Genomic DNA, 23,395 nt, shown 5'->3' with positions numbered 1-23,395 from the left:
AGAAACAAACTCACGATACCGCTTAACTGGGACATGGCGAAACTCCTCCTGTTTCGCCCCGCGCAGACTCGAACATAAATCAGAACCCCGCCTGGCGGGCATGACTTATGATGACAGAAATTTGCGCTTCGTGAATCCAGCCGCCGGCAATATTTGCGGGCGGCCCGATTGCCTTTTGCGGTGCTTTGGCTAAGAGGGGCGCGACGCTTCAATCGATCAATCGGGGACATCGCAATGACCGCCATCGTCGACATAGTCGGGCGTGAAATCCTGGACAGCCGTGGAAATCCGACCGTCGAGGTCGATGTGGTGCTGGAAGACGGCTCGATGGGCCGGGCCGCGGTGCCGTCGGGCGCCTCGACCGGTGCGCATGAGGCGGTCGAACTGCGCGACGGCGGGCCGCGCTATCTCGGCAAGGGCGTCGAGCGCGCCGTCGAGGCCGTGAACGGCGAGCTGTTCGAGGCGATCGGCGGCATGGAGGCCGAGAACCAGATCCACATCGATCAGACGATGATCGAGCTCGACGGCACGCCGAACAAGAGCCGGCTCGGCGCCAATGCCATCCTCGGCGTGTCGCTGGCGGTCGCCAAGGCTGCCGCGGAGGCTGCCGGCCTGCCGCTCTACCGCTATGTCGGCGGCACCAAGGCGCACGTCCTGCCGGTGCCGATGATGAACATCATCAATGGCGGCGCCCATGCCGACAATCCGATCGACTTCCAGGAATTCATGATCCTGCCGGTCGGCGCGCCGACGCTGCGCGACGGCGTGCGCTGGGGCTCGGAAATCTTCCACACGCTGCGCAAGAAGCTGAAGGATGCCGGCCACAACACCAATGTCGGCGACGAGGGCGGCTTCGCCCCCAACTTGAAGAGCGCGCCATCGGCGCTCGATTTCATCATGGAATCGATCGAGAAGGCCGGCTTCAAGCCTGGCGAGGACGTGGCGCTTGGCCTCGACTGCGCCGCGACCGAGTTCTTCAAGGACGGCAATTACGTCTACGAAGGCGAGAAGAAGACGCGCGATCCGAAGGCGCAGGCCAAGTACCTCGCCAAGCTCGCTTCCGACTATCCGATCATCACCATCGAGGACGGCCTTGCCGAGGACGACTGGGAGGGCTGGAAGATCCTGACCGACCTCATCGGCACGAAGACCCAGCTCGTCGGCGACGACCTCTTCGTCACCAACACGGCGCGGCTGCGCGACGGCATCCGCATGGGCGTCGCCAACTCGATCTTGGTCAAGGTCAACCAGATCGGCTCGCTGACCGAGACGCTCGACGCGGTCGAGACCGCGCACAAGGCAGGCTACACCGCCGTCATGTCGCACCGCTCGGGCGAGACCGAGGATTCGACCATCGCCGACCTCGCGGTCGCCACCAATTGCGGACAGATCAAGACCGGCTCGCTGTCGCGCTCGGACCGCATGGCCAAGTACAACCAGCTCATCCGCATCGAGGAAGAGCTCGGCAAGCAGGCGTGCTACGCCGGCAAGTCGGTGGTCAAAGGCTGATCCGGGCCCATTCCGAACCATCAGAAAGGGCGGGCCTTCCCGCCCTTTTTTGATTCCTGCCGTCTCGGATTGGGCGGCTCGTAACCGTCCATTAAGCACAATTGGGCGAAAAGATTCGAACAGCCGCTTGCGTTCGCGGCCGCGAGGGTTCGGGTCATGTGGACACGTCAGCACAAGCAGAGAAACACCGGCAGACTGATCATTCCGTCGCTCTGCGTGCTGTTCCTGACCTATTTCGGCTTCCATGCCTATCACGGTGAATTCGGCATCTATTCCAAGTACCGGCTGCAGGCCCGGGCGGCCGAACTGCAGGCCCAGCTTGACGCCGTCAAGGCGCGCCGGGTCGATTTCGAGCGCCGCGTCCAGCTCATGCATGAAGGCACGCTGGAGAAGGACATGCTTGACGAGCAGGCCCGAAAGGCGCTCAATCTGTCTCAGCCCGACGAAATCACCATCATGCTGCCCGCCTCCACGAAATAACCGAATTTCGGTTAATCGTATTTATTTGCAATGATTCTAATCGCTTAGATGCATGCCAGCCATGCATTTTTCAGCATGGCGCAATGCATTCTTGCGTGTTAGCCTCGCTCAAATCGGTGGGGAGGCGATCGCTCTCCCTGAATGTCCGCGAAGAGACGCCAACAGGGAGTGATGCATGGCCACCGCCGCCAGAAAAGCGCCTGCCAAATCCAAATCCAAATCCGACGGCAAATCGCCGAACCTTTCCGCCCCCAAACCAGTCGAATTCACCAAGGAAGAAGAGCTTGCTGCCTATAGGCACATGCTGCTCATCCGCCGCTTCGAGGAGAAGGCCGGCCAGCTCTACGGCATGGGCTTCATCGGCGGCTTCTGCCACCTCTATATCGGCCAGGAGGCCGTCGTCACCGGGATGAAGATGGCGCTGGTCGAGGGCGACCAGATGATCACCGCCTACCGCGACCACGGCCACATGCTGGCGATGGAGCTTTCGCCGCGCGGCGTCATGGCCGAGCTCACGGGACGGCGCGGCGGCCTGTCGAAGGGCAAAGGCGGCTCCATGCACATGTTCTCCAAGGAGAAGCATTTCTATGGCGGCCATGGCATCGTCGGCGCGCAGGTGTCGCTCGGCACCGGGCTTGCCTTCGCCAACCGCTACCGCGACAACAAGAACGTGTCGCTGACCTATTTCGGTGACGGCGCCGCCAACCAGGGTCAGGTCTACGAAAGCTTCAACATGGCTTCGCTGTGGAAGCTGCCGGTGATCTACATCATCGAGAACAACCGCTACGCCATGGGCACGTCCGTCTCGCGCTCGTCCGCCGAGACCGACTTCTCCAACCGCGGCGCTTCCTTCAAGATCCCCGGCATGCAGGTCGACGGTATGGACGTCCGCGCGGTCAAGGCAGCCGGCGATGTCGCCGCCGAATGGTGTCGCGCCGGCAATGGTCCGCTGATCCTCGAGATGCAGACCTATCGCTATCGCGGCCACTCGATGTCCGACCCGGCGAAATACCGCTCCAAGGAGGAAGTGCAGAAGATGCGCTCCGAGCACGACCCGATCGAGCAGGTCAAAGCGCGGCTGATGGACAAGAAGTGGGCGAGCGAGGACGAGCTCAAGGCCATCGACAAGGAGGTCCGCGACGTCGTCGCCGACGCCGCCGAATTTGCCCAGAACGACGCCGAGCCGGATCCGTCCGAGCTCTGGACCGACATCGTACTCTAAGGGAGGGCAAGGACATGCCGATCGAAATTCTCATGCCCGCGCTCTCGCCGACGATGGAAGAGGGCAATCTGTCCAAATGGCTGAAGAACGAAGGCGACAAGGTCGTCGCCGGTGACGTCATCGCCGAGATCGAGACCGACAAGGCGACGATGGAAGTCGAAGCCGTCGACGAAGGCACACTTGCCAAGATCGTGGTTCCTGCCGGCACTGAAGGCGTCAAGGTCAACGCCGTGATCGCCGTGCTTGCGGTCGACGGTGAAGACGTCGATATGGCCAGCGAAGGCATCGGCGAAGAGCCTGCCAAGGCTGAATCAGCAGCGGCGGCGGCGGCGCCTGCCGCGGCCAAGAGCGAAGCTGCGGCGCCCGTCGCGGCTGCGCCGAAGACGGAAGTTGCCGCCGATCCGGATATCCCGGCCGGCACCGAGATGGTCTCGACCACGGTGCGGGAGGCGCTCCGCGACGCGATGGCCGAGGAAATGCGCCGCGACGGCGACGTCTTCGTCATGGGCGAGGAAGTTGCGGAGTACCAAGGCGCCTACAAGATCACGCAAGGGTTGCTGCAGGAGTTCGGGCCGCGTCGCGTCGTCGACACGCCGATCACCGAGCACGGCTTCGCCGGCGTCGGCGTCGGCGCGGCGATGGCCGGCCTGAAGCCGATCGTCGAGTTCATGACCTTCAACTTCGCCATGCAGGCGATCGACCAGATCATCAACTCGGCCGCCAAGACGCTCTATATGTCCGGCGGCCAGATGGGCGCCCCGATCGTGTTCCGCGGGCCGAACGGCGCTGCTGCTCGCGTCGCCGCGCAGCACTCGCAATGCTATGCCGCCTGGTACAGCCATATCCCGGGCCTGAAGGTAGTGATGCCCTACACCGCGGCCGACGCCAAGGGCCTGCTCAAGGCCGCGATCCGCGATCCCAACCCGGTCATCTTCCTCGAGAACGAGATCCTCTACGGCCATTCCTTCGACGTGCCGAAGCTTGACGATTTCGTGCTGCCGATCGGCAAGGCCCGCATCCACAAGCAGGGCAAGGACGTCACCATCGTCTCCTTCGGCATCGGCATGACCTACGCGGTCAAGGCGGAAGCCGAGCTGCGCGGCATGGGCATCGATGCCGAAATCATCGATTTGAGAACCATCCGGCCGCTCGATTTCGACACCATCATCGCCTCGGTGAAGAAGACCAACCGTCTCGTGGTGGCGGAAGAAGGCTTCCCGCAGAGCTCGGTCGGCGACCACATCGCCAGCCAAGTGTCGCAGCGTGCCTTCGACTTCCTCGATGCGCCGGTGATCACCATCGCCGGCAAGGACGTGCCTATGCCCTATGCGGCAAATCTCGAGAAGCTGGCATTGCCCAATGTCGGCGAGGTCGTCGAGGCGGTCAAAGCCGTCACCTATCGCTGAGCCGGTCGGGAGGACAACATGCCAATCAACATCACCATGCCGGCTCTTTCACCCACGATGGAGGAGGGCAATCTCGCCAAGTGGCTGGTCAAGGAGGGCGACAAGGTTTCGCCCGGCGACGTGATCGCCGAGATCGAAACCGACAAGGCGACGATGGAGGTCGAAGCCGTCGATGAAGGCACCGTCGCCAAGCTGGTCGTTCCTGCCGGCACCGAAGGCGTCAAGGTCAACGCGGTGATCGCCATCCTGGCTGGCGAAGGCGAGGATGCCAGCGCCGCCGCAAAAGCCGACGGCGGCGCGGCGCCCAAGGCGGAAGTCCCGAAAGTGGAAGCGCCGAAGGCCGAAGCGCCCAAGGAGGCGCCGAAGCCGGCAGCCGCAGCGCCCGCACCGGCGAAGGCCGAGCCCGCTCCGGTCGCCAACGGCCACGCCGGCGGCGAGCGCGTGTTCGCCTCGCCGCTTGCCCGCCGCATCGCCAAGGATGCCGGCGTCGACGTGGCGGCGCTGACCGGCTCCGGCCCGCATGGCCGCGTGGTGAAGGTCGACGTCGAGGCGGCGATTGCCTCCGGCGGCGCCAAGGCGGCGCCCGCCGCCAAGGCGCCTGCGGGTGCACCGGCAGCAGCCCCGGCAGCAAAGCCGATGTCGGACGATCAGGTGCTGAAACTGTTCGCGGAGGGTTCCTACGAGCTCGTCCCACATGACAATATGCGCAAGACCATCGCGCGCCGCCTGGTCGAGGCCAAGAGCACCATCCCGCATTTCTACCTGACGCTCGACTGCGAGCTCGACGCGCTGCTGGCGCTGCGCACGCAGCTCAATGCGGCAGCACCGATGAAGAAGACCGAGAAGGGCGAAGTGCCAGCCTACAAGCTCTCGGTCAACGACATGGTGATCAAGGCGATGGCGATGGCGCTGATGGCGGTGCCGGACGCCAATGCTTCCTGGACCGACAGCGCCATGGTCAAGCACAAGCACGCCGATGTCGGCGTCGCCGTCTCGATCCCCGGCGGCCTGATCACGCCGATCATCCGCCATGCCGACGAAAAGACGCTGTCGGTCATCTCCAACGAGATGAAGGATCTGGCGAGCCGCGCCCGCAGCCGCAAGCTGAAGCCCGAGGAGTACCAGGGCGGCACGACGGCCGTTTCCAATCTCGGCATGTTCGGCGTCAAGGATTTCGCCGCCGTCATCAACCCGCCGCATGCGACCATTCTTGCGGTCGGCGCGGGTGAAGAGCGCGCGGTGGTGAAGAAAGGCGAGATCAAAATCGCCACCGTGATGTCGGTGACGCTGTCGACCGATCATCGTGCCGTCGACGGCGCGCTGGGCGCCGAGCTGCTCGGCGCCTTCAAGCGCATGATCGAAAACCCGATGGGCATGCTGGTCTAGGAAGGAAAAGAGGCGGTGCGGACATTCTTCACCAGCCTTTTCGCCTTCATCCTCTCCAGTCTGGCTGGCGGACTGGTCGTTCAAGAACTGGCCGTGCTTACCGGCGCGACCGAAGAATACATTCTGGTCTTTGCCGCGACGGTGATGATCATCATCGTCGTGACGATCGCCTTCTTCCTGGTCCAGTTCCGGGCTGAGCCGATCCGCGCGGTCGACCGGATGTTGTGGTGGCTGCTTGCGATCTTCGCGATCGTTCTGGTTGCGCTCGCCGGTTGGACGTTTTCGGTGCCGGCCGAGAACCGGGCGGCCGCAAGTGACCTTTCGATCGTTGCCGGGCTGATCCTGCCCGGCGTCGTGGCGATCATCGTGCAATGGCTGTTCGTGCGCTGGCGGCTCAAGCGCTCGTTGGCAGGGTTTGGCAGGGATGGGGCAAGCGCATGAAGACAATTCTCTGCTATGGCGACTCGCTGACCTGGGGCTACGACGCCGCCAGCCTTGGCCGCCATGCGCTCGATGACCGCTGGCCGAGCGTGCTCAGGGCGGCGCTGGGCGACGGCATCGAGGTCATCGCGGAGGGGCTGAACGGCCGCACTACCGCCTTCGACGATCATCTCGCCGGAGCCGACCGCAACGGCGCGCGAATGCTGCCCACGATCCTCACGAGCCACGCGCCGCTCGACCTGATCGTCTTCATGCTCGGCGCCAACGACATGAAGCCGTGGATCCACGGCAATCCCGTCGCAGCCAAGCAGGGCATGCAGCGCCTGATCGACATCGTGCGCGGCCATGACTATCCGTTCGACTGGCCGGCGCCGCAGATCCTCATCGTCGCGCCGCCGGCGGTCACGCGCACCGACAATGCCGAGTTCAAGGAAATGTTCGCCGGCGGCGACGACGCCTCGAAGCGGCTGGCGCCGCAATATTCGGCACTTGCCGACGAGGCCGGCTGCGGCTTCTTCGACGCCGGCACTGTTGCCGTCACCACGCCGCTCGATGGCGTCCATCTCGATGCCGAAAACACGCGACGGATTGGCCAGGCGCTGGCCCCGCTCGTGCGTGTGATGCTCTCACTCTAACCCCGAGAAAGATCAGGGAGAAAAACCCGTGGCTGAGAACTACGACGTCATCATTATCGGCTCTGGCCCCGGCGGCTACGTCACCGCCGTGCGCTCCGCCCAGCTCGGCTTCAAGACGGCGATCGTCGAGCGCGAGCATCTCGGCGGCATCTGCCTGAACTGGGGCTGCATCCCGACCAAAGCTTTACTGCGCTCGGCCGAAATCATGCACTACTCGGATCATCTCAAGGACTACGGCCTAAAGCTCGACGGCAAGGTCAGCCCCGATACGGCCGCCGTCGTCGATCGCTCGCGAAAAGTGTCGCTGCGGTTGAACGGCGGCGTCGGCTTCCTGATGAAGAAGAACAAGGTCGACGTCATCTGGGGCGAGGCGAAACTTACCAAGCCCGGCGAGATCGTCGTCTCCAAGACCGCCAAGAAGCCGATGGAGCCGCAGCCACCGGTGCCGAAGGGCGTCAAGGGCGACGGCACCTATACGGCCAAACACATTATCCTCGCGACCGGCGCCAAGCCGCGCGCGCTGCCCGGCATCGAGCCGGACGGCAAGCTGATCTGGACCTATTTCGAGGCGATGGTGCCGAAGGAAATGCCGAAGTCGCTGCTGGTGATGGGCTCGGGCGCCATCGGCATCGAGTTCGCTTCCTTCTATCGCACCATGGGCGCCGATGTGACCGTGGTCGAATTGCTGCCGGCGGTGATGCCGGTCGAGGATGCCGAGGTCTCCAAATTCGCGCAAAAACAGTTCGAGAAGCAGGGGATGAAGATCCTGCTCGAGGCCAAGGTGACGAAGGTCGAGAAATCAGCCAATTCGGTCACCGCGCATGTCGAGATGAAGGACGGCAAGGTCGAAAAGATCACCGCCGACCGCATGATCTCGGCCGTCGGCGTGCAGGGCAATATCGAGGGACTCGGCCTCGAGGCGCTTGGCGTGAAGACGGATCGCGGCTGCATCGTCGTCGACGGCTATGGCAAGACCAATGTGCCCGGCATCTACGCCATTGGTGACGTTGCCGGGCCGCCCATGCTTGCCCACAAGGCCGAGCACGAAGGCGTGGTCTGCATCGAAAAGATCGCCAATTTCCCCGGCGTGCATGCCACCGACAAGCTGAAGATCCCGGGCTGCACCTATTGCAGCCCGCAGGTTGCGTCGGTCGGCCTGACCGAAGCCAAGGCCAAGGCCGAAGGCAAGGACATCCGCGTCGGCCGCTTCCAGTTCGGCGCCAACGGCAAGGCCATCGCGCTTGGCGAGGACCAGGGCTTCATCAAGACCATCTTCGACAAGAAGACCGGCCAGCTTCTCGGCGCGCACATGATCGGCGCCGAGGTGACCGAGCTCATCCAGGGCTTCGTCGTGGCGATGAACCTGGAGACCACCGAGGAAGAGCTTATGCACACCATCTTCCCGCATCCGACGCTCTCGGAGATGATGAAGGAAAGCGTGCTCGACGCCTATGGCCGCGCTTTGAACGCATGATAAATCGCCAATCGGTGATAGATTGGCTGCGCGAGACTCACATTCGGCAGCCGGAGAATCCTGACGGCAAGGTCGCTCATATCCGGATGCTTGTTCACCTGACACAGGAGGAGTTGGCATATGCACTTGAATGGCGTCGGCTGGATCGCAGCCATCATCATCGGAGGTCTGGCGGGCTGGCTCGCCGAGATGGTCATGAAGAGCAACACCGGCATCTTCATGAACATTATCATGGGCATCGTCGGTGCGGTGGTGCTGAACGCCATCTTGCAGGCTCTCAACATCCAGTCTTTCGGCGTCGGCTGGGTCGCCTATCTGATCACCGGCTTCATCGGCGCCTGCCTGCTGATCTTCGTGGGCCGGCTGGTGCGGCGCTGAACCCTAGCGAACGCCGTTATGCGAAAATGGCCGTGGCGACATGCACCGGCGCGGCCTTTTTCTTTACTCCGAAAAGTCCTAGATGACGCAGACAGGCGGCCGCGATGCCAGCGGCCGCGAAGGGTTTGAGATGGTTACTGTTCTCGACACGACCGCCAATGCACCGCGCCCTCGGCATCCCGAAAAGGCGCACAGGCCGGACCAGGAAGTGCTGCGCAAGCCGGACTGGATCCGCGTCAAGGCGCCGGTTTCGAAGGGCTATGCGGAGACGCGCGAGATCGTGAAGTCGCACAAGCTGGTGACGGTGTGCGAGGAGGCCGGCTGCCCGAATATCGGCGAATGCTGGGACAAGAAGCACGCCACCTTCATGATCATGGGCGAGATCTGCACGCGCGCCTGCGCGTTCTGCAACGTCGCCACCGGCATCCCGACCGCGCTCGATCCGGACGAACCGGCGCGCGTTGCCCACGCCGTCAAGCAGATGGGCCTCAGTCACGTCGTCATCACCTCGGTCGACCGCGACGACCTTGCCGACGGCGGGGCGCAGCATTTCGCCGAGGTCATCCACGCCATCCGCGCGGCGGCGCCTTTGACGACGATCGAGATCCTGACGCCCGACTTCCTGCGCAAGGACGGCGCGCTCGAGATCGTCGTGGCGGCCAAGCCCGACGTCTTCAACCACAACCTCGAGACGGTGCCGTCGAACTACCTGACGGTTCGGCCGGGTGCCCGCTACTTCCACTCGATCCGGCTGCTGCAGCGCGTGAAAGAACTCGATCCGTCGATCTTCACCAAATCCGGCATCATGGTCGGCCTCGGCGAGGAGCGGAACGAGGTGCTGCAGCTCATGGACGACCTGCGCTCGGCCAATGTCGACTTCATGACCATCGGCCAGTATCTGCAGCCTTCGAAGAAGCACCACCCGGTGATCCGCTTCGTCACGCCGGACGAGTTCAAGTCCTTCGAGACGGTTGGCAAGACCAAGGGCTTCCTTTTGATGGCGTCGAGCCCGCTGACGCGCTCCTCGCACCACGCCGGCGAGGATTTCGCCAGGCTGCGCGCGGCGCGCGAGGCGCAGCTCAAGAAAGCCATCTGACCGGTTAGATGCCGAAATTCGAAGCCACCCGCCGCGTCGCCCACACGCCGGAGAAGATGTTCGCGCTGGTGGCGGATATCGAGGCCTACCCGCAGTTCCTGCCGCTTTGCGAGGCGCTGACGGTGCGCTCGCGCAAGGAGCGCGACGGCCGCACCATCCTCATCGCCGATATGAGCATCGGCTACAAGGCGATCCGCGAGACTTTTACCACCCAGGTGCTGCTGAAGCCCGACGAGAACGCCATCGACGTCAAATACATCGATGGCCCGTTCAAATATCTAAGCAATATCTGGCGCTTCGACCCGGCCGTTGGCGGCTGCGAAGTCCACTTCTTCATCGATTACGAGTTCAAGAGCCGCATCCTCGGCGCGCTGATGGGCACGATGTTCGACCGTGCCTTCCGCATGTTCTCCGAAGCCTTCGAGAAACGGGCGGACGTGATCTACGGCGCCAAGATGGCCTGATCCCTTGATAGTCTAAGCGAGGGCGCGCAGCCCGAGCTGCAACGCGTGCCTAACCGTCTCGTGGCGGATGAACTCCCTGCCCTTGTGGCCAAACAGCTGGCGCTCGGCGACGACCGGCCGGCCGGCCAGCGCAACGCCGAACCAGACGAGGCCGACCGGCTTTTCCGCCGACCCGCCGCTCGGGCCGGCGATGCCGGTGACGGCAAGGGAGAGGCTCGCGCGCGAATGCGCCAGCGCGCCGGCCGCCATCTCGAGCACCGTCTCGCGCGAGACTGCGCCATGCGCATCGAGCGTTGCGGCGGAGACGCCAAGCATCTCCATCTTGGCTTCGTTGGAATAGGTGATGAAGCCGCGGTCGACCACGGCGGAAGAGCCGGCAATGTCGGTCAGTGCCGCGATGATCATGCCGCCGGTGCAGCTTTCGGCCGTCGCCAGCATGATGCCGCGTTGCTGGCAGGCCTGGAGCAAGGCGTCGGCGAGTTCGGCGTTGCTCATTCAGGCACCTCTCCCGGATAGACGACGCTGGCGGTGGCAATCGCCGCTATGCCTTCGCCGCGCCCGACAAAGCCGAGCTTTTCGTTGGTCGTCGCCTTGATCGAAATACGCTCCGGCGCAATGCCGAGCATCGCCGCGAGCGCCGCCGTCATCGCCGCGCGGTGCGGCCCGACGCGGGGCGCCTCGCAGATCAGCGTGACATCGGCATTGGCTATGCGGCCGCCGCGCTCGCGCACCAGCCTGGCCGCATGCTCGACGAAGATATTCGAGGCAACGCCCTTCCACTGTGGATCCGACGGCGGGAAATGCGTGCCGATATCGCCGGCGCCGCAGGTGGCGAGCAGCGCGTCTGTAAGCGCATGGAGTCCGACATCGGCGTCCGAATGGCCGGAGAGTTTTCGGTCATACGGAATGGCGACGCCGCACAGCGTGACATGGTCGCCGGGCTCGAAGGCGTGCACATCGTAACCATTGCCGGTGCGGATGTCCGGAAAGCGCGGCAGTCCGCTGGAAAGCCGCTGGTCGGCCATCGCAATATCCCTTGCCCAGGTGAGTTTGATGTTGTCCGGCGAGCCGGTGACGATCTTGACCGGAATATGCGCCCATTCGGCGATGGCCGCATCGTCGGTGAATTCGGTCTTGCCCAGATGATGTGCTTTCTCGTGGGCGGCGAGCAGCGGCCAGAACGGAAAGCCCTGCGGCGTTTGCGCGGCGTGAAGGCCTGCCCTCGACACCGTCTCCTCGATCGTGCCGTCGACCGATTCCCGTTTGAGCGTGTCGGCGACGGGCAGCGCGGGCAGCGCGCCCTGGCGCTCGCTAATGGCTTCGATGGTGCGATCGATCAGTCCGTCGTCGACGAAGGGGCGTACTGCGTCATGCACCAGCACTTTTGCCGGCGCCTGCTCCCTGAGCGCCAGGAGCCCGAGCCGGACGGAAGCCTGGCGGGACGCGCCGCCGGTGACCGCGACGACGCGCCCGGCATTGGCTCCCACCGCGCGTTCGAACAGCTCGCGGTCATCGGCATGGATCGCCACGACCACCGGCCCGACACTGGGATGCGACAGGAATCTCTCCAGCGTATGCGCGATGACGGCACGGCCGCCGATGCGCTGATACTGCTTCGGTCCATCGGCCTGCCCGGCGCGCGCGCCGCGACCGGCCGCGACGATGACCACGCCGACCTGGCCTTCCGTACCCGAACCCTGATCTTCACTTGCGTTAGTCATGGCGAGAGGCTTAGTCGGGGCTCGAAGGGAAGGCCAGCATTTTCCAAAATGCGCCTTAATGTGACGTCATTGCGCGTTGCACAATGGGTTGCATCTGGCTAGAGAATGTGCAGCAATCGAACATGCTTGGTTTTTGTGCATGCCTGAATTGACCACATTGGCTTCGCCACTTGATGTCGGCAGCGTGAGGATCCGCAACCGCGTGTTCCTTGCGCCGATGTCGGGCATCACCGACGAGCCGTTTCGGCAGCGCGCCCATGCGCATGGCGCCGGGCTGGTCGTCTCGGAAATGGTGGCGAGCGGTGAACTGGCCAAGGGCAGGGCAGGCTGCGACTTGCGCATCCGCCATTCCGGGCTGCCCGTCCACATGGTCCAACTTGCCGGCCGCGAGGCCGCGCATATGGCCGAAGGTGCGCGAATCGCAGCGGGCGAGGGCGCCGACATCATCGACATCAACATGGGCTGCCCGGCAAAGAAGGTAACGGGCGGCTATGCCGGCTCGGCGCTGATGCGCGATCTCGACCATGCGCTGTCGCTGATCGAAGCGGTGGTGGGCGTCGTTTCAGTGCCGGTGACCGTCAAGATGCGGCTCGGCTGGGACGAAAGCGCGCTCAATGCGCCGATGCTGGCGCGCCGCGCCGAAGAGGCCGGCGTCAAGATGGTGACCGTGCATGGCCGCACGCGCTGCCAGTTCTACCAGGGTAAGGCCGACTGGCGCGCGATCGCGCGCGTCAGGCAAGCGGTCTCGATCCCGGTGGTGGCCAATGGCGATGTCAGCTCCCCGCAAGAGGCAGCCGCAATCCTGGAGCAGTCGGGCGCCGACGCGGTTATGATCGGCCGCGCCCATTACGGCGCGCCGTGGACCGCGGGCGGCGTCGCGACCGCCGCCGCTGGCATATCTGCGCCAGGCATTCCCGAAACGCCGCAAGCGATCGCCGACTACGTCGTTGCGCATTACGAAGATATGCTTTCGCTCTACGGCATCGAAAGCGGGCTGCGCCAGGCGCGCAAGCATCTCGGCTGGTATCTCGACCGACACGCGGCCGGTGTTTCGGCGGAGCAGCGCAAGCGCGTCCTCACCTCTTTCGAGCCGGCTGAAGTCATCCGTGGATTGCGCGAGGCCCTTGCCGACATTGGCCTGTCGACTGAACTCCGGAGCGCTGCATGAAGGCCAGTGTCCCACAAGAGGCCGATATGGCGGACGCGGCCAACATCGTGTTGAACACGATCCGCCGGCCGGTAATCATGGTCGATCCCGACGGGTTCATCACCTTCGCCAACGCGGACGCCGAAGATTTCTTCCGCTCCAGCGCCACCATGCTTGCCCGCAACACGCTCTCCAAGCTGGTGCCCTTCGGCAGTCCGCTGCTGACGCTGGTCGATCAGGTGCGCGAGCGCCGCGCGCCGGTCAACGAATACCGTGTCGATGTCTCGTCGCCGCGCCTCGGCATCGAGAAGATGGTCGACCTCTATGTCGCGCCGGTGCCGGAGTTCCCAGGCTCGGTCGTGGTTATGTTCCAGGAACGGTCGATGGCCGACAAGATCGACCGCCAGATGACGCATCGGGGTGCTGCCCGTTCCGTCACCGGCCTGGCCGCCATGCTGGCGCATGAGATCAAGAACCCGCTCTCCGGCATCCGCGGCGCCGCCCAGTTGCTCGAGCTCTCAGCCTCCGACGAGGACCGCGCGCTCACCCGGCTGATCACCGACGAGACCGACCGCATCGTGTCGCTGGTCGACCGCATGGAGGTGTTTTCCGACGAGCGGCCGATCGAGCGCTTCCCCGTCAACATCCATGTCGTGCTCGATCATGTAAAGGCGATCGCCAAGAACGGTTTTGCCAGGCGGATCAAGATGTTGGAGGAATATGATCCATCGCTTCCTCCGGTCTTCGCCAATCGCGACCAGCTGATCCAGGTGTTCCTCAACCTGGTGAAAAACGCTGCCGAGGCGATCGGCGCCGACCCGCAGGGCGAGATCGTGCTGTCGACGGCCTTCCGGCCCGGCATCCGCGTTTCCGTGCCGGGGACGCAGGACCGCGTCTCGCTGCCGCTGGAATTCTGCGTGCACGACAACGGCCCCGGTGTTTCCGAGGACATCCTGCCGATCCTGTTCGACCCGTTCATCACCACCAAGCCGAACGGCTCGGGCCTCGGACTGGCGCTGGTCGCCAAGATCGTCGGCGAGCACGGCGGCATCATCGAATGCGATTCGACGCCGCGCGGAACCACGTTCCGCGTCCTGATGCCGGCCTGGAAGGAGACTTCGCCCGGCGCCGGCGACGAAGCAGAAGGAGACCGCAAATGACCGTTCGCGGCAATATTCTCGTCGCCGACGACGATGCGGCCATCCGCACCGTGCTCAACCAGGCGCTGTCGCGCGTCGGCCACGAGGTGCGTGTGACCTCGAACGCCTCGACGCTGTGGCGCTGGGTGGCGGCGGGCGAGGGCGATCTCGTCATCACCGACGTGGTGATGCCGGATGAAAACGCCTTCGACATGCTGCCGCGCATCAAGAAGGCGCGGCCGGAACTGCCGGTCATCGTCATGAGCGCGCAGAACACTTTCATGACCGCCATCCGCGCTTCAGAAACGGGCGCTTACGAGTATCTGCCGAAGCCCTTCGACCTCACCGAACTGCTCAACATCGTCAACCGGGCGCTGGCCGAGCCGAAGCGGCCGAAGCTCGATTCGCGCGCCGACGAGCAGCCGGAGACGATGCCCTTGGTCGGCCGCTCGGCCGCCATGCAGGACATCTACCGCATGCTGGCGCGCATGATGCAGACCGACCTGACGGTGATGATCAGCGGCGAGTCAGGCACCGGCAAGGAGCTGGTGGCGCGCGCGCTGCATGAATATGGCCGCCGCCGCGGCGGGCCGTTCGTGGCGATCAACATGGCGGCGATCCCGCGCGACCTGATCGAATCGGAGCTGTTCGGCCATGAGAAGGGCGCCTTCACCGGCGCCCAGAACCGCTCCACCGGCCGCTTCGAGCAGGCCGAAGGCGGCACGCTGTTCCTCGACGAGATCGGCGACATGCCGATGGAGGCGCAAACGCGACTGCTGCGCGTGCTGCAGCAGGGCGAATATACGACGGTCGGCGGCCGCACGCCGATCAAGACCGACGTGCGCATCGTCGCCGCCACCAACAAGGATTTGCGGACGCTGATCAACCAGGGCCTGTTCCGCGAAGACCTGTTCTACCGCCTGAACGTCGTGCCGCTGAGGCTGCCGGCGTTGCGCGAGCGCTCTGAAGACGTTCCCGACCTGGTGCGGCATTTCTTCAAGCAGGGCGCCAGCGAAGGCCTGCAGACCAAGCGCATTTCCGCGGGCGGCATCGAGCTGATGAAGCGCTACCCGTGGCCCGGCAATGTGCGCGAGCTGGAAAACCTGGTGCGCAGGCTCGCCGCGCTCTATTCGCAGGACGAGATTTCGGCCGAGATCATCGAGACGGAGCTCAAGACCGGCGAAAGGCCCGTTGTGCCGGGCGCCGGACCGCTCATCCCCGACGATCTGTCGATCAGCCAGGCGGTCGAGCATTTCCTGCAGCGTTATTTTGCTTCCTTCGCCGGCGAACTGCCGCCATCGGGGCTTTACCAGCGCATCCTCGCCGAGGTCGAATACCCGCTGGTGCTGGCCTCGATGACGGCGACGCGCGGCAACCAGATCAAGGCGGCCGAGCTTTTGGGCCTCAACCGCAACACCCTGCGCAAGAAGATCCGCGAGCTTGGCGTCAACGTCTATAAGGCTGCCAGGCAGCCCTAATTCAGCGTAACGCGCTTTGTTGGGCTTCACCTTTTGGGGATGAGCCGGGGAAAGATTTCCGTCGCGGCCACACTTGTTGCATAATCGCCACAATGCGTTGCATACATCCGACGCAATGACCGACTCTAGACGGCGATATGGCTGCTGAGGCTCCAACACTGAACCAACCGCTTTTCAGCCGGGCCGGCGTTCGCGACGGTCGCCGGTTGCTGGCGCTGCCCGGCGTGGTCGCGATCGTGGGCGCCATGATCACGGCTGCGATCTCGTTCGCGATCCTGGTCGGCGCGACGCCGATCGCTCCGAACGCCAATACGACGTGGGCGCTGATCGCGCTCAATGCTGTCTTCGTCCTGTTCCTAATCGCGCTGGTCGCCCGCGAGGTGCGTCGCATCGTCATGGCCCGGCGGCACGGCAGGGCTGCCTCGCGGCTGCATGTGCGCATTGTCGCCATGTTCGCGCTGGTCGCCGCCATCCCGGCGATCATGGTGGCGATCATCGCCTCGATAACGCTCGATATCGGCCTCGACCGCTGGTTCGAGATCCGCACCAAGACCATCGTCAATTCGTCGCTGTCGATCGCGGACGCCTATGTCCAGGAAAATGCGCGCAACCTGCAGGGCACGACCCTGTCGATGGCCTATGATCTCGACGCCTCGCGCACGCTCTATGGCCTCGACCGCACCGGGTTCCTCGACCTCATGAACAAGGAAGCCGTCGGCCGCGGGTTGGCGCATGCGGCGCTGATCAAGCCCGACGGTTCTTTCGTCATGAGCGCCAAGACCGACACTGATTTCGCCATGCCCGAACCGCCGCCGGGCGCTGTCGAAACCGCCGCCGACGGCAAGCCGGTGCTGATCGAGCCGCGCACCCGCAACATCATGGGCGCTATCGTCAAGCTGCGCGAGATCGAGGGCCTTTACCTCTATACCATCCGGCTGGTCGACCCCGAGGTGATCAGGGCGCGCCAGATCGTCAAATCCAACACCGACGAATACCGCAATCTCGAAGACAACCGCCGCACCTCCCAGGTGGCCTTCGCGCTGCCTTACCTGTCGCTGACGCTGATCATCATCCTGTCGGCGATCTGGACCGGCATTGCGGTCGCCGACCGGCTGGTGCGGCCGATCCGCCAGCTGATCGGCGCGGCGGACGAAGTGGCGACCGGCAATCTCGACGTCGCTGTTCCCGTGCGTCAGTCCGACGGCGACGTCGCCTCGCTTGGCGAAACCTTCAACAACATGATCCTCGAGCTCAAGTCGCAGCGCAACGAGCTTCTCTCGGCCAAGGATCTGATCGACGAGCGGCGGCGCTTCTCGGAAGCTGTGCTTGCCGGCGTCACGGCCGGCGTCATCGGCGTCGATCCCTACGGCATCATCACCATCGTCAATCGCTCGGCCGAAACCATGCTCGCGATCTCGGCAAGCGCGGCACTCGGGCAGAATCTTTCGACGATCCTGCCGCATGTCGGCCGCGTCTTCGAGATCGGCCGCCAATCCGGCAAACCGGTCTATCGCGAGCAGGTGACGTTCTTCCGCACCGGCATGGAACGGACGTTCAATGTCCAGATCACCGTCGAGGCCGGAGACGACGGCTCGGAAGAGAAATCCTATGTCGTTACCGTCGACGACATCACCGATCTGGTCCAGGCGCAGCGCTCGTCGGCCTGGGCGGACGTAGCGCGGCGCATCGCTCACGAGATCAAGAATCCGCTGACGCCGATCCAGCTCTCGGCGGAGCGCATCAGGCGCCGCTACGGCAAGGTCATCACCGAGGACCGCGAGGTCTTCGATCAGTGCACCGACACCATCATCCGCCAGGTCGAGGACATCGGCCGCATGGTCGACGAATTCTCGGCCTTCGCCCGCATGCCGAAGCCGGAGATGAAAGTCATCGATCTGCGCGAATCGCTGCGCGAGGCATCGTTCCTGGTGGAAGTCAGCCGCTCCGACATTGCCTTCCAGCGCGATTTCGGCAATGAGCCGCTCAAGGGCACCTTCGACAGCCGCCTGATGGCGCAGGCCTTCGGCAACGTCATCAAGAACGCCGCCGAGGCCATTGACGGACTTGATGCGAAAGACCGTTCCGACGGCACAATCCGGATTCAAGCCGGGCGCCAAGATGGCGCCATAAGAATCGACGTTATCGACAACGGCAAAGGGCTGCCGCGCGAGAATCGGCAGAGGCTGCTCGAGCCCTATATGACGACGCGCGAAAAAGGCACCGGCCTTGGCCTCGCTATCGTCAAGAAGATCGTGGAGGACCATGGCGGCCGGCTCGAATTGCACGACGCGCCGCCGGATTTCCACGGTGGCCGGGGCGCGATGATCTCGATCATCCTGCCGCCGGCGGCGGTCGTTGCCGCGCCGCCACGCGGCGAAGGCCGCAACGAACACGAACGAGAAACTGAAAAGGTCGGTAATGGCGTCTGACATTCTCATCGTCGATGACGAGGAAGACATCCGCGAACTCGTCGCCGGTATCCTGAGCGACGAAGGTCATGAAACCCGCACGGCACACGATGCCGACAGCGCGCTTGCAGCAATTGCTGATAGGGCGCCGCGGTTGATTTTCCTCGATATCTGGCTGCAGGGCTCGCGCCTCGATGGCCTGGCGCTGCTCGACGAGATCAAGACGATGCATCCGAACATGCCGGTGGTGATGATCTCCGGCCATGGCAACATCGAAACGGCGGTCTCGGCCATCCGGCGCGGCGCCTATGATTTCATCGAGAAGCCGTTCAAGGCCGATCGCCTCATCCTGATCGCCGAACGCGCGCTGGAGACATCCAAACTGCGGCGCGAGGTCTCCGACCTCAAGCTGCGCAGCGGCGAGACTTTCGACCTGATCGGCATGTCGTCGGCGATGAGCCAGTTGCGGCAGACCATCGAGCGCGTCGCGCCGACCAACAGCCGCGTCATGATCATCGGTCCGTCCGGCTCCGGCAAGGAACTGACGGCGCGCGCCATCCACACACTGTCGGCGCGCAAGGCAGGACCGTTCGTGACGCTGAGCGCCGCGACCATCACGCCCGAGCGCATGGAGATCGAGCTGTTCGGCACCGAATCGAACGGTACCGAGCGCAAGGTGGGCGCGCTGGAAGAAGCGCATCGCGGCATCCTCTACATCGATGAAGTCGCCGACATGCCGCGCGAGACGCAGAACAAGATCCTGCGCGTCCTGGTCGAGCAGCAGTTCGAGCGGGTAGGGGGTACCAAGCGGGTCAAGGTCGACGTCCGCATCATCTCCTCGACGGCGCAGAACCTGGAGGCGATGATCGCCGACGGCCGCTTCCGCGAGGACCTCTATCATCGCCTGGCGGTGGTTCCGGTGACGGTGCCGGGCCTTGCCGAGCGGCGCGAGGATATCCCGTATCTCGTCGACAATTTCATGAAGCAGATCGCGCGCCAGGCCGGCATCAAGCCGCGCCGCATCGGCGATGACGCTTTAGCCGTGCTGCAGGCGCATAACTGGCCCGGCAACGTCCGCCAACTCCGCAACAATGTCGAGCGGCTGATGATCCTGGCGCGCGGCGGCGACGCGGATGCGCCGATCACCGCCGACCTTCTGCCCTCCGAGATCGGCGACGTCATGCCGCGCACGCCCAACCAGTCGGACCAGCACATCATGGCGCTGCCGCTGCGCGAGGCGCGCGAACAGTTCGAGAAGGATTATCTGATCGCCCAGATCAACCGCTTCGGCGGCAACATTTCAAAGACCGCCGAGTTCATCGGCATGGAGCGCTCGGCCTTGCACCGCAAGCTGAAGTCGCTGGGCGTCTAAAGCAATTCCAGGAAAAGTGCGCAGCGGTTTTCCGTCCGGAATTGCGTAAAGACTCCAGCGACTATTGGTCCACCCGATTGTTCATTACGGCAGCGGCGGAATCGCCTAAGAAAGCCGGACATTTCCCCTGAGGTGTTCCATGCCGCGCATTGCCTATGTCAACGGGCGCTACGTCGCCCATGCTGAAGCCCGCGTCCATATCGAGGATCGGGGTTACCAGTTCGCCGACGGCGTCTATGAGGTCTGCGAGGTGGCGCGCGGCTTTATCGTCGACATGCCGCGCCATCTTGCCCGTCTCAAGCGCTCGCTGAAGGAGCTGTCAATTGCCTGGCCGGTCTCGGAAGGCGTCCTGCCGATGCTTCTGCGCGAGGTAGTTCGCCGCAACCATGTCGTCAACGGCCTCGTCTATGTCCAGGTGACGCGCGGCGTCGCCAGCCGTGAATTCGTCTTCCCGGCAGCCGGTATCAGGTCAGCCCTGGTGATAACCGCCCGGAAAGCCGATCCCGCCGCCGCTGCCACGCGTGTCGAGACCGGCATCAAGGTCATCACTGTCCCTGAGAATCGCTGGGACCGCGTCGACATCAAGAGCACCGGCCTCTTGCCCAATGTGCTCGCCAAGCAGAAGGCCAAGGAGGCCGGCGCGCAGGAGGCCTGGTTCGTCGATACGGATGGCACAGTCAAGGAAGGCGGTTCGTCCAACGCCTGGATCATCACCGGGGACGGCGTTCTGGTGACGCGGCCGGCCGAGCACGGCATCCTGCGCGGCATCACCCGCACGACGCTGTTCGATGTCGCCGCCAAGCTCGGTCTGAAGATCGAGGAACGCGGGTTTTCGGTCGCCGAAGCCAAGGCCGCACGCGAGGCTTTCATCAGCTCCGCGACGACGATCGCCATGCCGGTGGTCGAGATCGACGGCGCGCCGATCGCAAACGGCCACCCCGGCTCCATGACACTTTCGTTGCGGCAGGCATTTTTTGACATTGCGGAAAAAAGTCCAGCCTGATAACCGCAAAGGTGGAATGAACCTCAACTATCTCGTTCTGCTTGTCGTTTAGGCGGCAAGAGGGGGTTTGCGCGCTTGACAGTCGCCGCGTAATTTGGCGCATTGGCCTGCAGACCGAAGGGGATCGGCGAAAGACAAAAACAATGGCGGAACGATCGCAAAATCTTCAGGACCTGTTCCTGAATTCAGTTCGCAAGAGCAAAAATCCACTTACCATCTTCCTCATCAACGGCGTGAAGCTGACCGGCGTCGTCACTTCGTTCGACAATTTCTGTGTGTTGTTGCGGCGCGACGGGCATTCCCAGCTCGTCTACAAGCACGCCATTTCCACGATCATGCCGAGCCAGCCGGTTCAGATGTTCGATGGCGAGGAAAGCCAGGGCGCCTGATTGGCACGTGAGAAGGACGCGGACCGCAGCGTTCGCGGGAAACAAGGACACCAGCTCGGGCCGGAAGCCAAGGATCCGACCCGGGCCGTTGTCATTGTGCCTGTGCTTGCCCGCCAGCCGCGCGGCGATGACGATTTGAGTCGTCCGCGCCTAAGCCGCTCGGCCGATGCCCGCCACGACGAGGCGGTCGGCCTTGCCAGCGCCATCGACCTCGATCCGGTGCACACGGCTGTGGTGACGGTCGCCGATCCACGCCCGGCAACGCTGCTCGGCAGCGGCAAGGTGGCGGAGTTCGCCGACATCGTGAAGGAGCGCAAGGCGGAGCTGGTCATCGTCGACCATCCGTTGACGCCGGTGCAGCAGCGCAATCTCGAGAAGGAACTGAACGCCAAGGTGCTCGACCGCACCGGGCTGATTCTCGAGATCTTCGGCGAGCGCGCCAGGACCAAGGAAGGCACGCTCCAGGTCGAGCTGGCGCATCTCAACTACCAGAAGGGCCGGCTGGTTCGCAGCTGGACCCACCTCGAACGGCAACGCGGCGGCGCCGGTTTCCTCGGCGGTCCCGGCGAGACGCAGATCGAATCGGACCGGCGCATCCTCCAGGACAAGATCACCAAGCTGAAGCATGAGCTGGAGACGGTTCGGCGCACGCGCGACCTGCACCGCGCCAAGCGCAAGAAGGTGCCATTCCCAGTGGTGGCGATCGTCGGCTACACCAATGCCGGCAAGTCGACGCTGTTCAACCGGCTGACCGGGGCAGGGGTGCTGGCCGAGGACATGCTGTTCGCGACGCTCGACCCGACTTTGCGCCGCGTGCGGCTGCCGCATGGCACGCCGGTCATCCTGTCGGACACGGTCGGTTTCATCTCCGACCTGCCGACGCATCTGGTCGCGGCTTTCCGGGCGACGCTGGAAGAGGTCGTCGAGGCCGATCTCGTGCTGCATCTGCGCGACATTTCCGATCCCGACACCGCCGCCCAGGCGGAGGATGTCGAGCGCATCCTTGGCGATCTCGGCGTCGATGCCGCCGACACCGGCCGCGTGATCGAGGTGTGGAACAAGATCGACCTGCTCGACGAAGGCAATCGCGAGCGCCTGCTTGCCGAGAGCGCCGGCGGCAAGGCACCGCCGATCGCGATATCGGCGGCGACCGGCGAGGGTATCGACGCGTTGAAGGCGCTCATCGAAACCAGGGTTTCCGGCGAGCTTGAAACGATGACTGTCACGCTGAGCCCTGCCCAGCTTGGCCAGGTCGACTGGCTTTACCGCAATGGCGACGTCGTCTCGCGAGCCGACAATGAGGATGGCAGCGTCACCATCTCGTTGACCGCAACGCACAGCGCGAGGCAGGAAATCGAGAGCCGGCTCCACCGCAAGACAGGCAGCTAAGCCGCTGCTTATTTTTCGCTTTTGGCCTGCTGCCAGAGCGCTTCCATCTCGTCCAGCGTCGCCTTTTCCAAAGAACTGCCGGAAGCCTCCAATGCCCTCTCGACATAGTGGAATCGCGAGCGGAATTTCTCATTGGTGCCGCTGAGCGCGGCTTCGGCGTCGAGCTTCAGATGGCGGCCGAGATTGACGACGGCAAACAGCATGTCGCCGAATTCGTCCTTGATCGGTGCCGCATCGCCAGTGGCGAGCGCCTCGCGCAACTCGCCGATCTCTTCCTCTATTTTGTCGAGGATAGGTGCTGCCTCGCTCCAGTCGAAACCGACGCGAGCTGCCTTCTCCTGCAGCTTGAGCGCGCGGGTCAGGGCAGGGAGCGCAACCGGCACGCTGTCGAGAAAACCCTTGCCGTGATCTTCCGGATCGAGGCCGCGCGCGATGCGGGCGTTGCGCTTATCGGCCTTCTCAGTCGCCTTGATCTTCTCCCACATGCCCTTGGCCATGCCGGCGCTGCGCGCCTTCTCTTCGCCGAAGACATGCGGGTGGCGGCGGATCATCTTGGTGGTGATGGCCTCGACGACGTCGCCGAACGCGAACTCGCCGGCCTCTTCAGCCATCTGCGCGTGGTAGACGACCTGCAGCAGCAGATCGCCCAGTTCCTCGCGCAGATCGTCGAGGTCGCCGCGCGCAATGGCGTCAGCGACCTCGTAAGCTTCCTCGACCGTATAAGGCGCGATGGTCGAAAAATTCTGCTCGATGTCCCATGGACAGCCGGTCTTCGGCGCCCTGAGCGCGGCCATGATCTCGATCAGCCGGGAAATGTCTTTCGAGGGTTTCATGCCGTAAACCCTAGCGCGCATAGCG

Annotated in this window: 22 protein-coding genes; 19 read left to right on the top strand and 3 right to left on the bottom strand. The window is 64.0% G+C overall.

Features of this window, described 5'->3' with window-relative positions:
• The first annotated feature begins 234 nt into the window (after window positions 1-234).
• The 11 genes from eno to AC4FWB_RS01400 all read left to right on the top strand — a co-directional run bounded on the left by eno (window position 235) and on the right by AC4FWB_RS01400 (window position 10,491).
• Complete coding sequence (eno, locus tag AC4FWB_RS01450) at window positions 235-1,509, top strand: phosphopyruvate hydratase (protein WP_491024017.1); 1,275 nt, start codon at window positions 235-237, stop codon at window positions 1,507-1,509.
• Between the two features lie 156 nt (window positions 1,510-1,665).
• Entirely contained in the window at window positions 1,666-1,989 is a 324-nt protein-coding gene (locus AC4FWB_RS01445; RefSeq protein WP_491024016.1) for an FtsB family cell division protein, read from the top strand.
• A gap of 175 nt (window positions 1,990-2,164) precedes the next feature.
• On the top strand, window positions 2,165-3,211 hold the full coding sequence (pdhA, locus tag AC4FWB_RS01440) for a pyruvate dehydrogenase (acetyl-transferring) E1 component subunit alpha (protein ID WP_491024015.1): 1,047 nt from the start codon (window positions 2,165-2,167) through the stop codon (window positions 3,209-3,211).
• Window positions 3,212-3,225: 14 nt separating this feature from the next.
• Window positions 3,226-4,617, top strand: a complete 1,392-nt coding sequence (locus AC4FWB_RS01435) for a pyruvate dehydrogenase complex E1 component subunit beta (protein ID WP_491024014.1) — start codon at window positions 3,226-3,228, stop codon at window positions 4,615-4,617.
• Between the two features lie 18 nt (window positions 4,618-4,635).
• On the top strand, window positions 4,636-6,003 hold the full coding sequence (locus AC4FWB_RS01430; RefSeq protein WP_491024013.1) for a pyruvate dehydrogenase complex dihydrolipoamide acetyltransferase: 1,368 nt from the start codon (window positions 4,636-4,638) through the stop codon (window positions 6,001-6,003).
• Between the two features lie 15 nt (window positions 6,004-6,018).
• Window positions 6,019-6,444, top strand: coding sequence for a hypothetical protein (locus AC4FWB_RS01425; RefSeq protein WP_491024012.1), 426 nt, complete (start codon window positions 6,019-6,021; stop codon window positions 6,442-6,444).
• Window positions 6,441-7,079, top strand: coding sequence for an SGNH/GDSL hydrolase family protein (locus AC4FWB_RS01420; protein ID WP_491024011.1), 639 nt, complete (start codon window positions 6,441-6,443; stop codon window positions 7,077-7,079). The genes AC4FWB_RS01425 and AC4FWB_RS01420 overlap by 4 nt, the downstream gene beginning before the upstream one ends.
• A 28-nt stretch (window positions 7,080-7,107) precedes the next feature.
• A complete protein-coding gene (gene lpdA / locus AC4FWB_RS01415; RefSeq protein WP_491024010.1) occupies window positions 7,108-8,553 on the top strand; it encodes a dihydrolipoyl dehydrogenase in 1,446 nt (481 codons plus the stop codon).
• Window positions 8,554-8,673: 120 nt separating this feature from the next.
• Window positions 8,674-8,931 carry a GlsB/YeaQ/YmgE family stress response membrane protein gene (locus tag AC4FWB_RS01410; RefSeq protein WP_059188542.1) on the top strand — a complete coding sequence of 86 codons (258 nt, stop codon included), beginning with the start codon at window positions 8,674-8,676 and terminating at the stop codon, window positions 8,929-8,931.
• A 130-nt stretch (window positions 8,932-9,061) separates the two neighbouring features.
• Window positions 9,062-10,027: a lipoyl synthase gene (gene lipA, locus AC4FWB_RS01405; RefSeq protein ID WP_491024329.1), complete on the top strand. Its 966-nt coding sequence runs from the start codon at window positions 9,062-9,064 to the stop codon at window positions 10,025-10,027.
• Between the two features lie 8 nt (window positions 10,028-10,035).
• Window positions 10,036-10,491: a type II toxin-antitoxin system RatA family toxin gene (locus AC4FWB_RS01400; protein ID WP_491024009.1), complete on the top strand. Its 456-nt coding sequence runs from the start codon at window positions 10,036-10,038 to the stop codon at window positions 10,489-10,491.
• Window positions 10,492-10,503: 12 nt separating this feature from the next.
• Here the strand turns inward: AC4FWB_RS01400 and AC4FWB_RS01395 are convergent, their stop codons facing one another.
• Together AC4FWB_RS01395 and AC4FWB_RS01390 are read right to left on the bottom strand one after the other, a co-directional pair.
• Window positions 10,504-10,986, bottom strand: coding sequence for a CinA family protein (locus AC4FWB_RS01395; protein WP_491024008.1), 483 nt, complete (start codon window positions 10,984-10,986; stop codon window positions 10,504-10,506).
• Window positions 10,983-12,212: a bifunctional 2-C-methyl-D-erythritol 4-phosphate cytidylyltransferase/2-C-methyl-D-erythritol 2,4-cyclodiphosphate synthase gene (locus tag AC4FWB_RS01390; RefSeq protein ID WP_491024007.1), complete on the bottom strand. Its 1,230-nt coding sequence runs from the start codon at window positions 12,210-12,212 to the stop codon at window positions 10,983-10,985. The genes AC4FWB_RS01395 and AC4FWB_RS01390 overlap by 4 nt, the downstream gene beginning before the upstream one ends.
• 139 nt (window positions 12,213-12,351) lie before the next feature.
• Here AC4FWB_RS01390 and dusB point away from each other — a divergent pair, with 139 nt between their 5' ends.
• The 8 genes from dusB to hflX all read left to right on the top strand — a co-directional run bounded on the left by dusB (window position 12,352) and on the right by hflX (window position 22,537).
• Window positions 12,352-13,380, top strand: coding sequence for a tRNA dihydrouridine synthase DusB (dusB, locus tag AC4FWB_RS01385; protein WP_491024006.1), 1,029 nt, complete (start codon window positions 12,352-12,354; stop codon window positions 13,378-13,380).
• Window positions 13,377-14,519 carry a two-component system sensor histidine kinase NtrB gene (locus AC4FWB_RS01380; protein ID WP_491024005.1) on the top strand — a complete coding sequence of 381 codons (1,143 nt, stop codon included), beginning with the start codon at window positions 13,377-13,379 and terminating at the stop codon, window positions 14,517-14,519. Before dusB ends, AC4FWB_RS01380 begins: the two co-directional genes overlap by 4 nt.
• Window positions 14,516-15,976: a nitrogen regulation protein NR(I) gene (gene ntrC / locus AC4FWB_RS01375; RefSeq protein WP_491024004.1), complete on the top strand. Its 1,461-nt coding sequence runs from the start codon at window positions 14,516-14,518 to the stop codon at window positions 15,974-15,976. Before AC4FWB_RS01380 ends, ntrC begins: the two co-directional genes overlap by 4 nt.
• A gap of 137 nt (window positions 15,977-16,113) precedes the next feature.
• Window positions 16,114-18,405 (top strand): sensor histidine kinase NtrY-like, encoded by a 2,292-nt coding sequence (locus AC4FWB_RS01370; RefSeq protein ID WP_491024003.1) that lies wholly within the window; start codon window positions 16,114-16,116, stop codon window positions 18,403-18,405.
• Entirely contained in the window at window positions 18,395-19,756 is a 1,362-nt protein-coding gene (gene ntrX, locus AC4FWB_RS01365) for a nitrogen assimilation response regulator NtrX (RefSeq protein WP_292302777.1), read from the top strand. The genes AC4FWB_RS01370 and ntrX overlap by 11 nt, the downstream gene beginning before the upstream one ends.
• Before the next feature lie 139 nt (window positions 19,757-19,895).
• A complete protein-coding gene (locus tag AC4FWB_RS01360) occupies window positions 19,896-20,759 on the top strand; it encodes a D-amino-acid transaminase (RefSeq protein WP_491024002.1) in 864 nt (287 codons plus the stop codon).
• Between the two features lie 143 nt (window positions 20,760-20,902).
• Window positions 20,903-21,148, top strand: a complete 246-nt coding sequence (hfq, locus tag AC4FWB_RS01355) for an RNA chaperone Hfq (RefSeq protein ID WP_006202172.1) — start codon at window positions 20,903-20,905, stop codon at window positions 21,146-21,148.
• Window positions 21,149-22,537 (top strand): GTPase HflX, encoded by a 1,389-nt coding sequence (gene hflX / locus AC4FWB_RS01350; RefSeq protein WP_491024001.1) that lies wholly within the window; start codon window positions 21,149-21,151, stop codon window positions 22,535-22,537.
• Window positions 22,538-22,545: 8 nt separating this feature from the next.
• Here hflX and mazG read toward each other — a convergent pair whose 3' ends face one another.
• The gene (gene mazG / locus AC4FWB_RS01345; RefSeq protein ID WP_491024000.1) at window positions 22,546-23,370 is read right to left on the bottom strand and encodes a nucleoside triphosphate pyrophosphohydrolase; all 825 of its coding nucleotides are present in this window, start codon (window positions 23,368-23,370) and stop codon (window positions 22,546-22,548) included.
• Window positions 23,371-23,395 lie beyond the last annotated feature (25 nt).

It is taken from the genome of Mesorhizobium sp. LEGMi-168a (assembly GCF_058312955.1).
The sequence above is the reverse complement of the archived record's forward strand: the minus strand, read 5'-3'. Positions and strand labels throughout refer to the sequence as shown.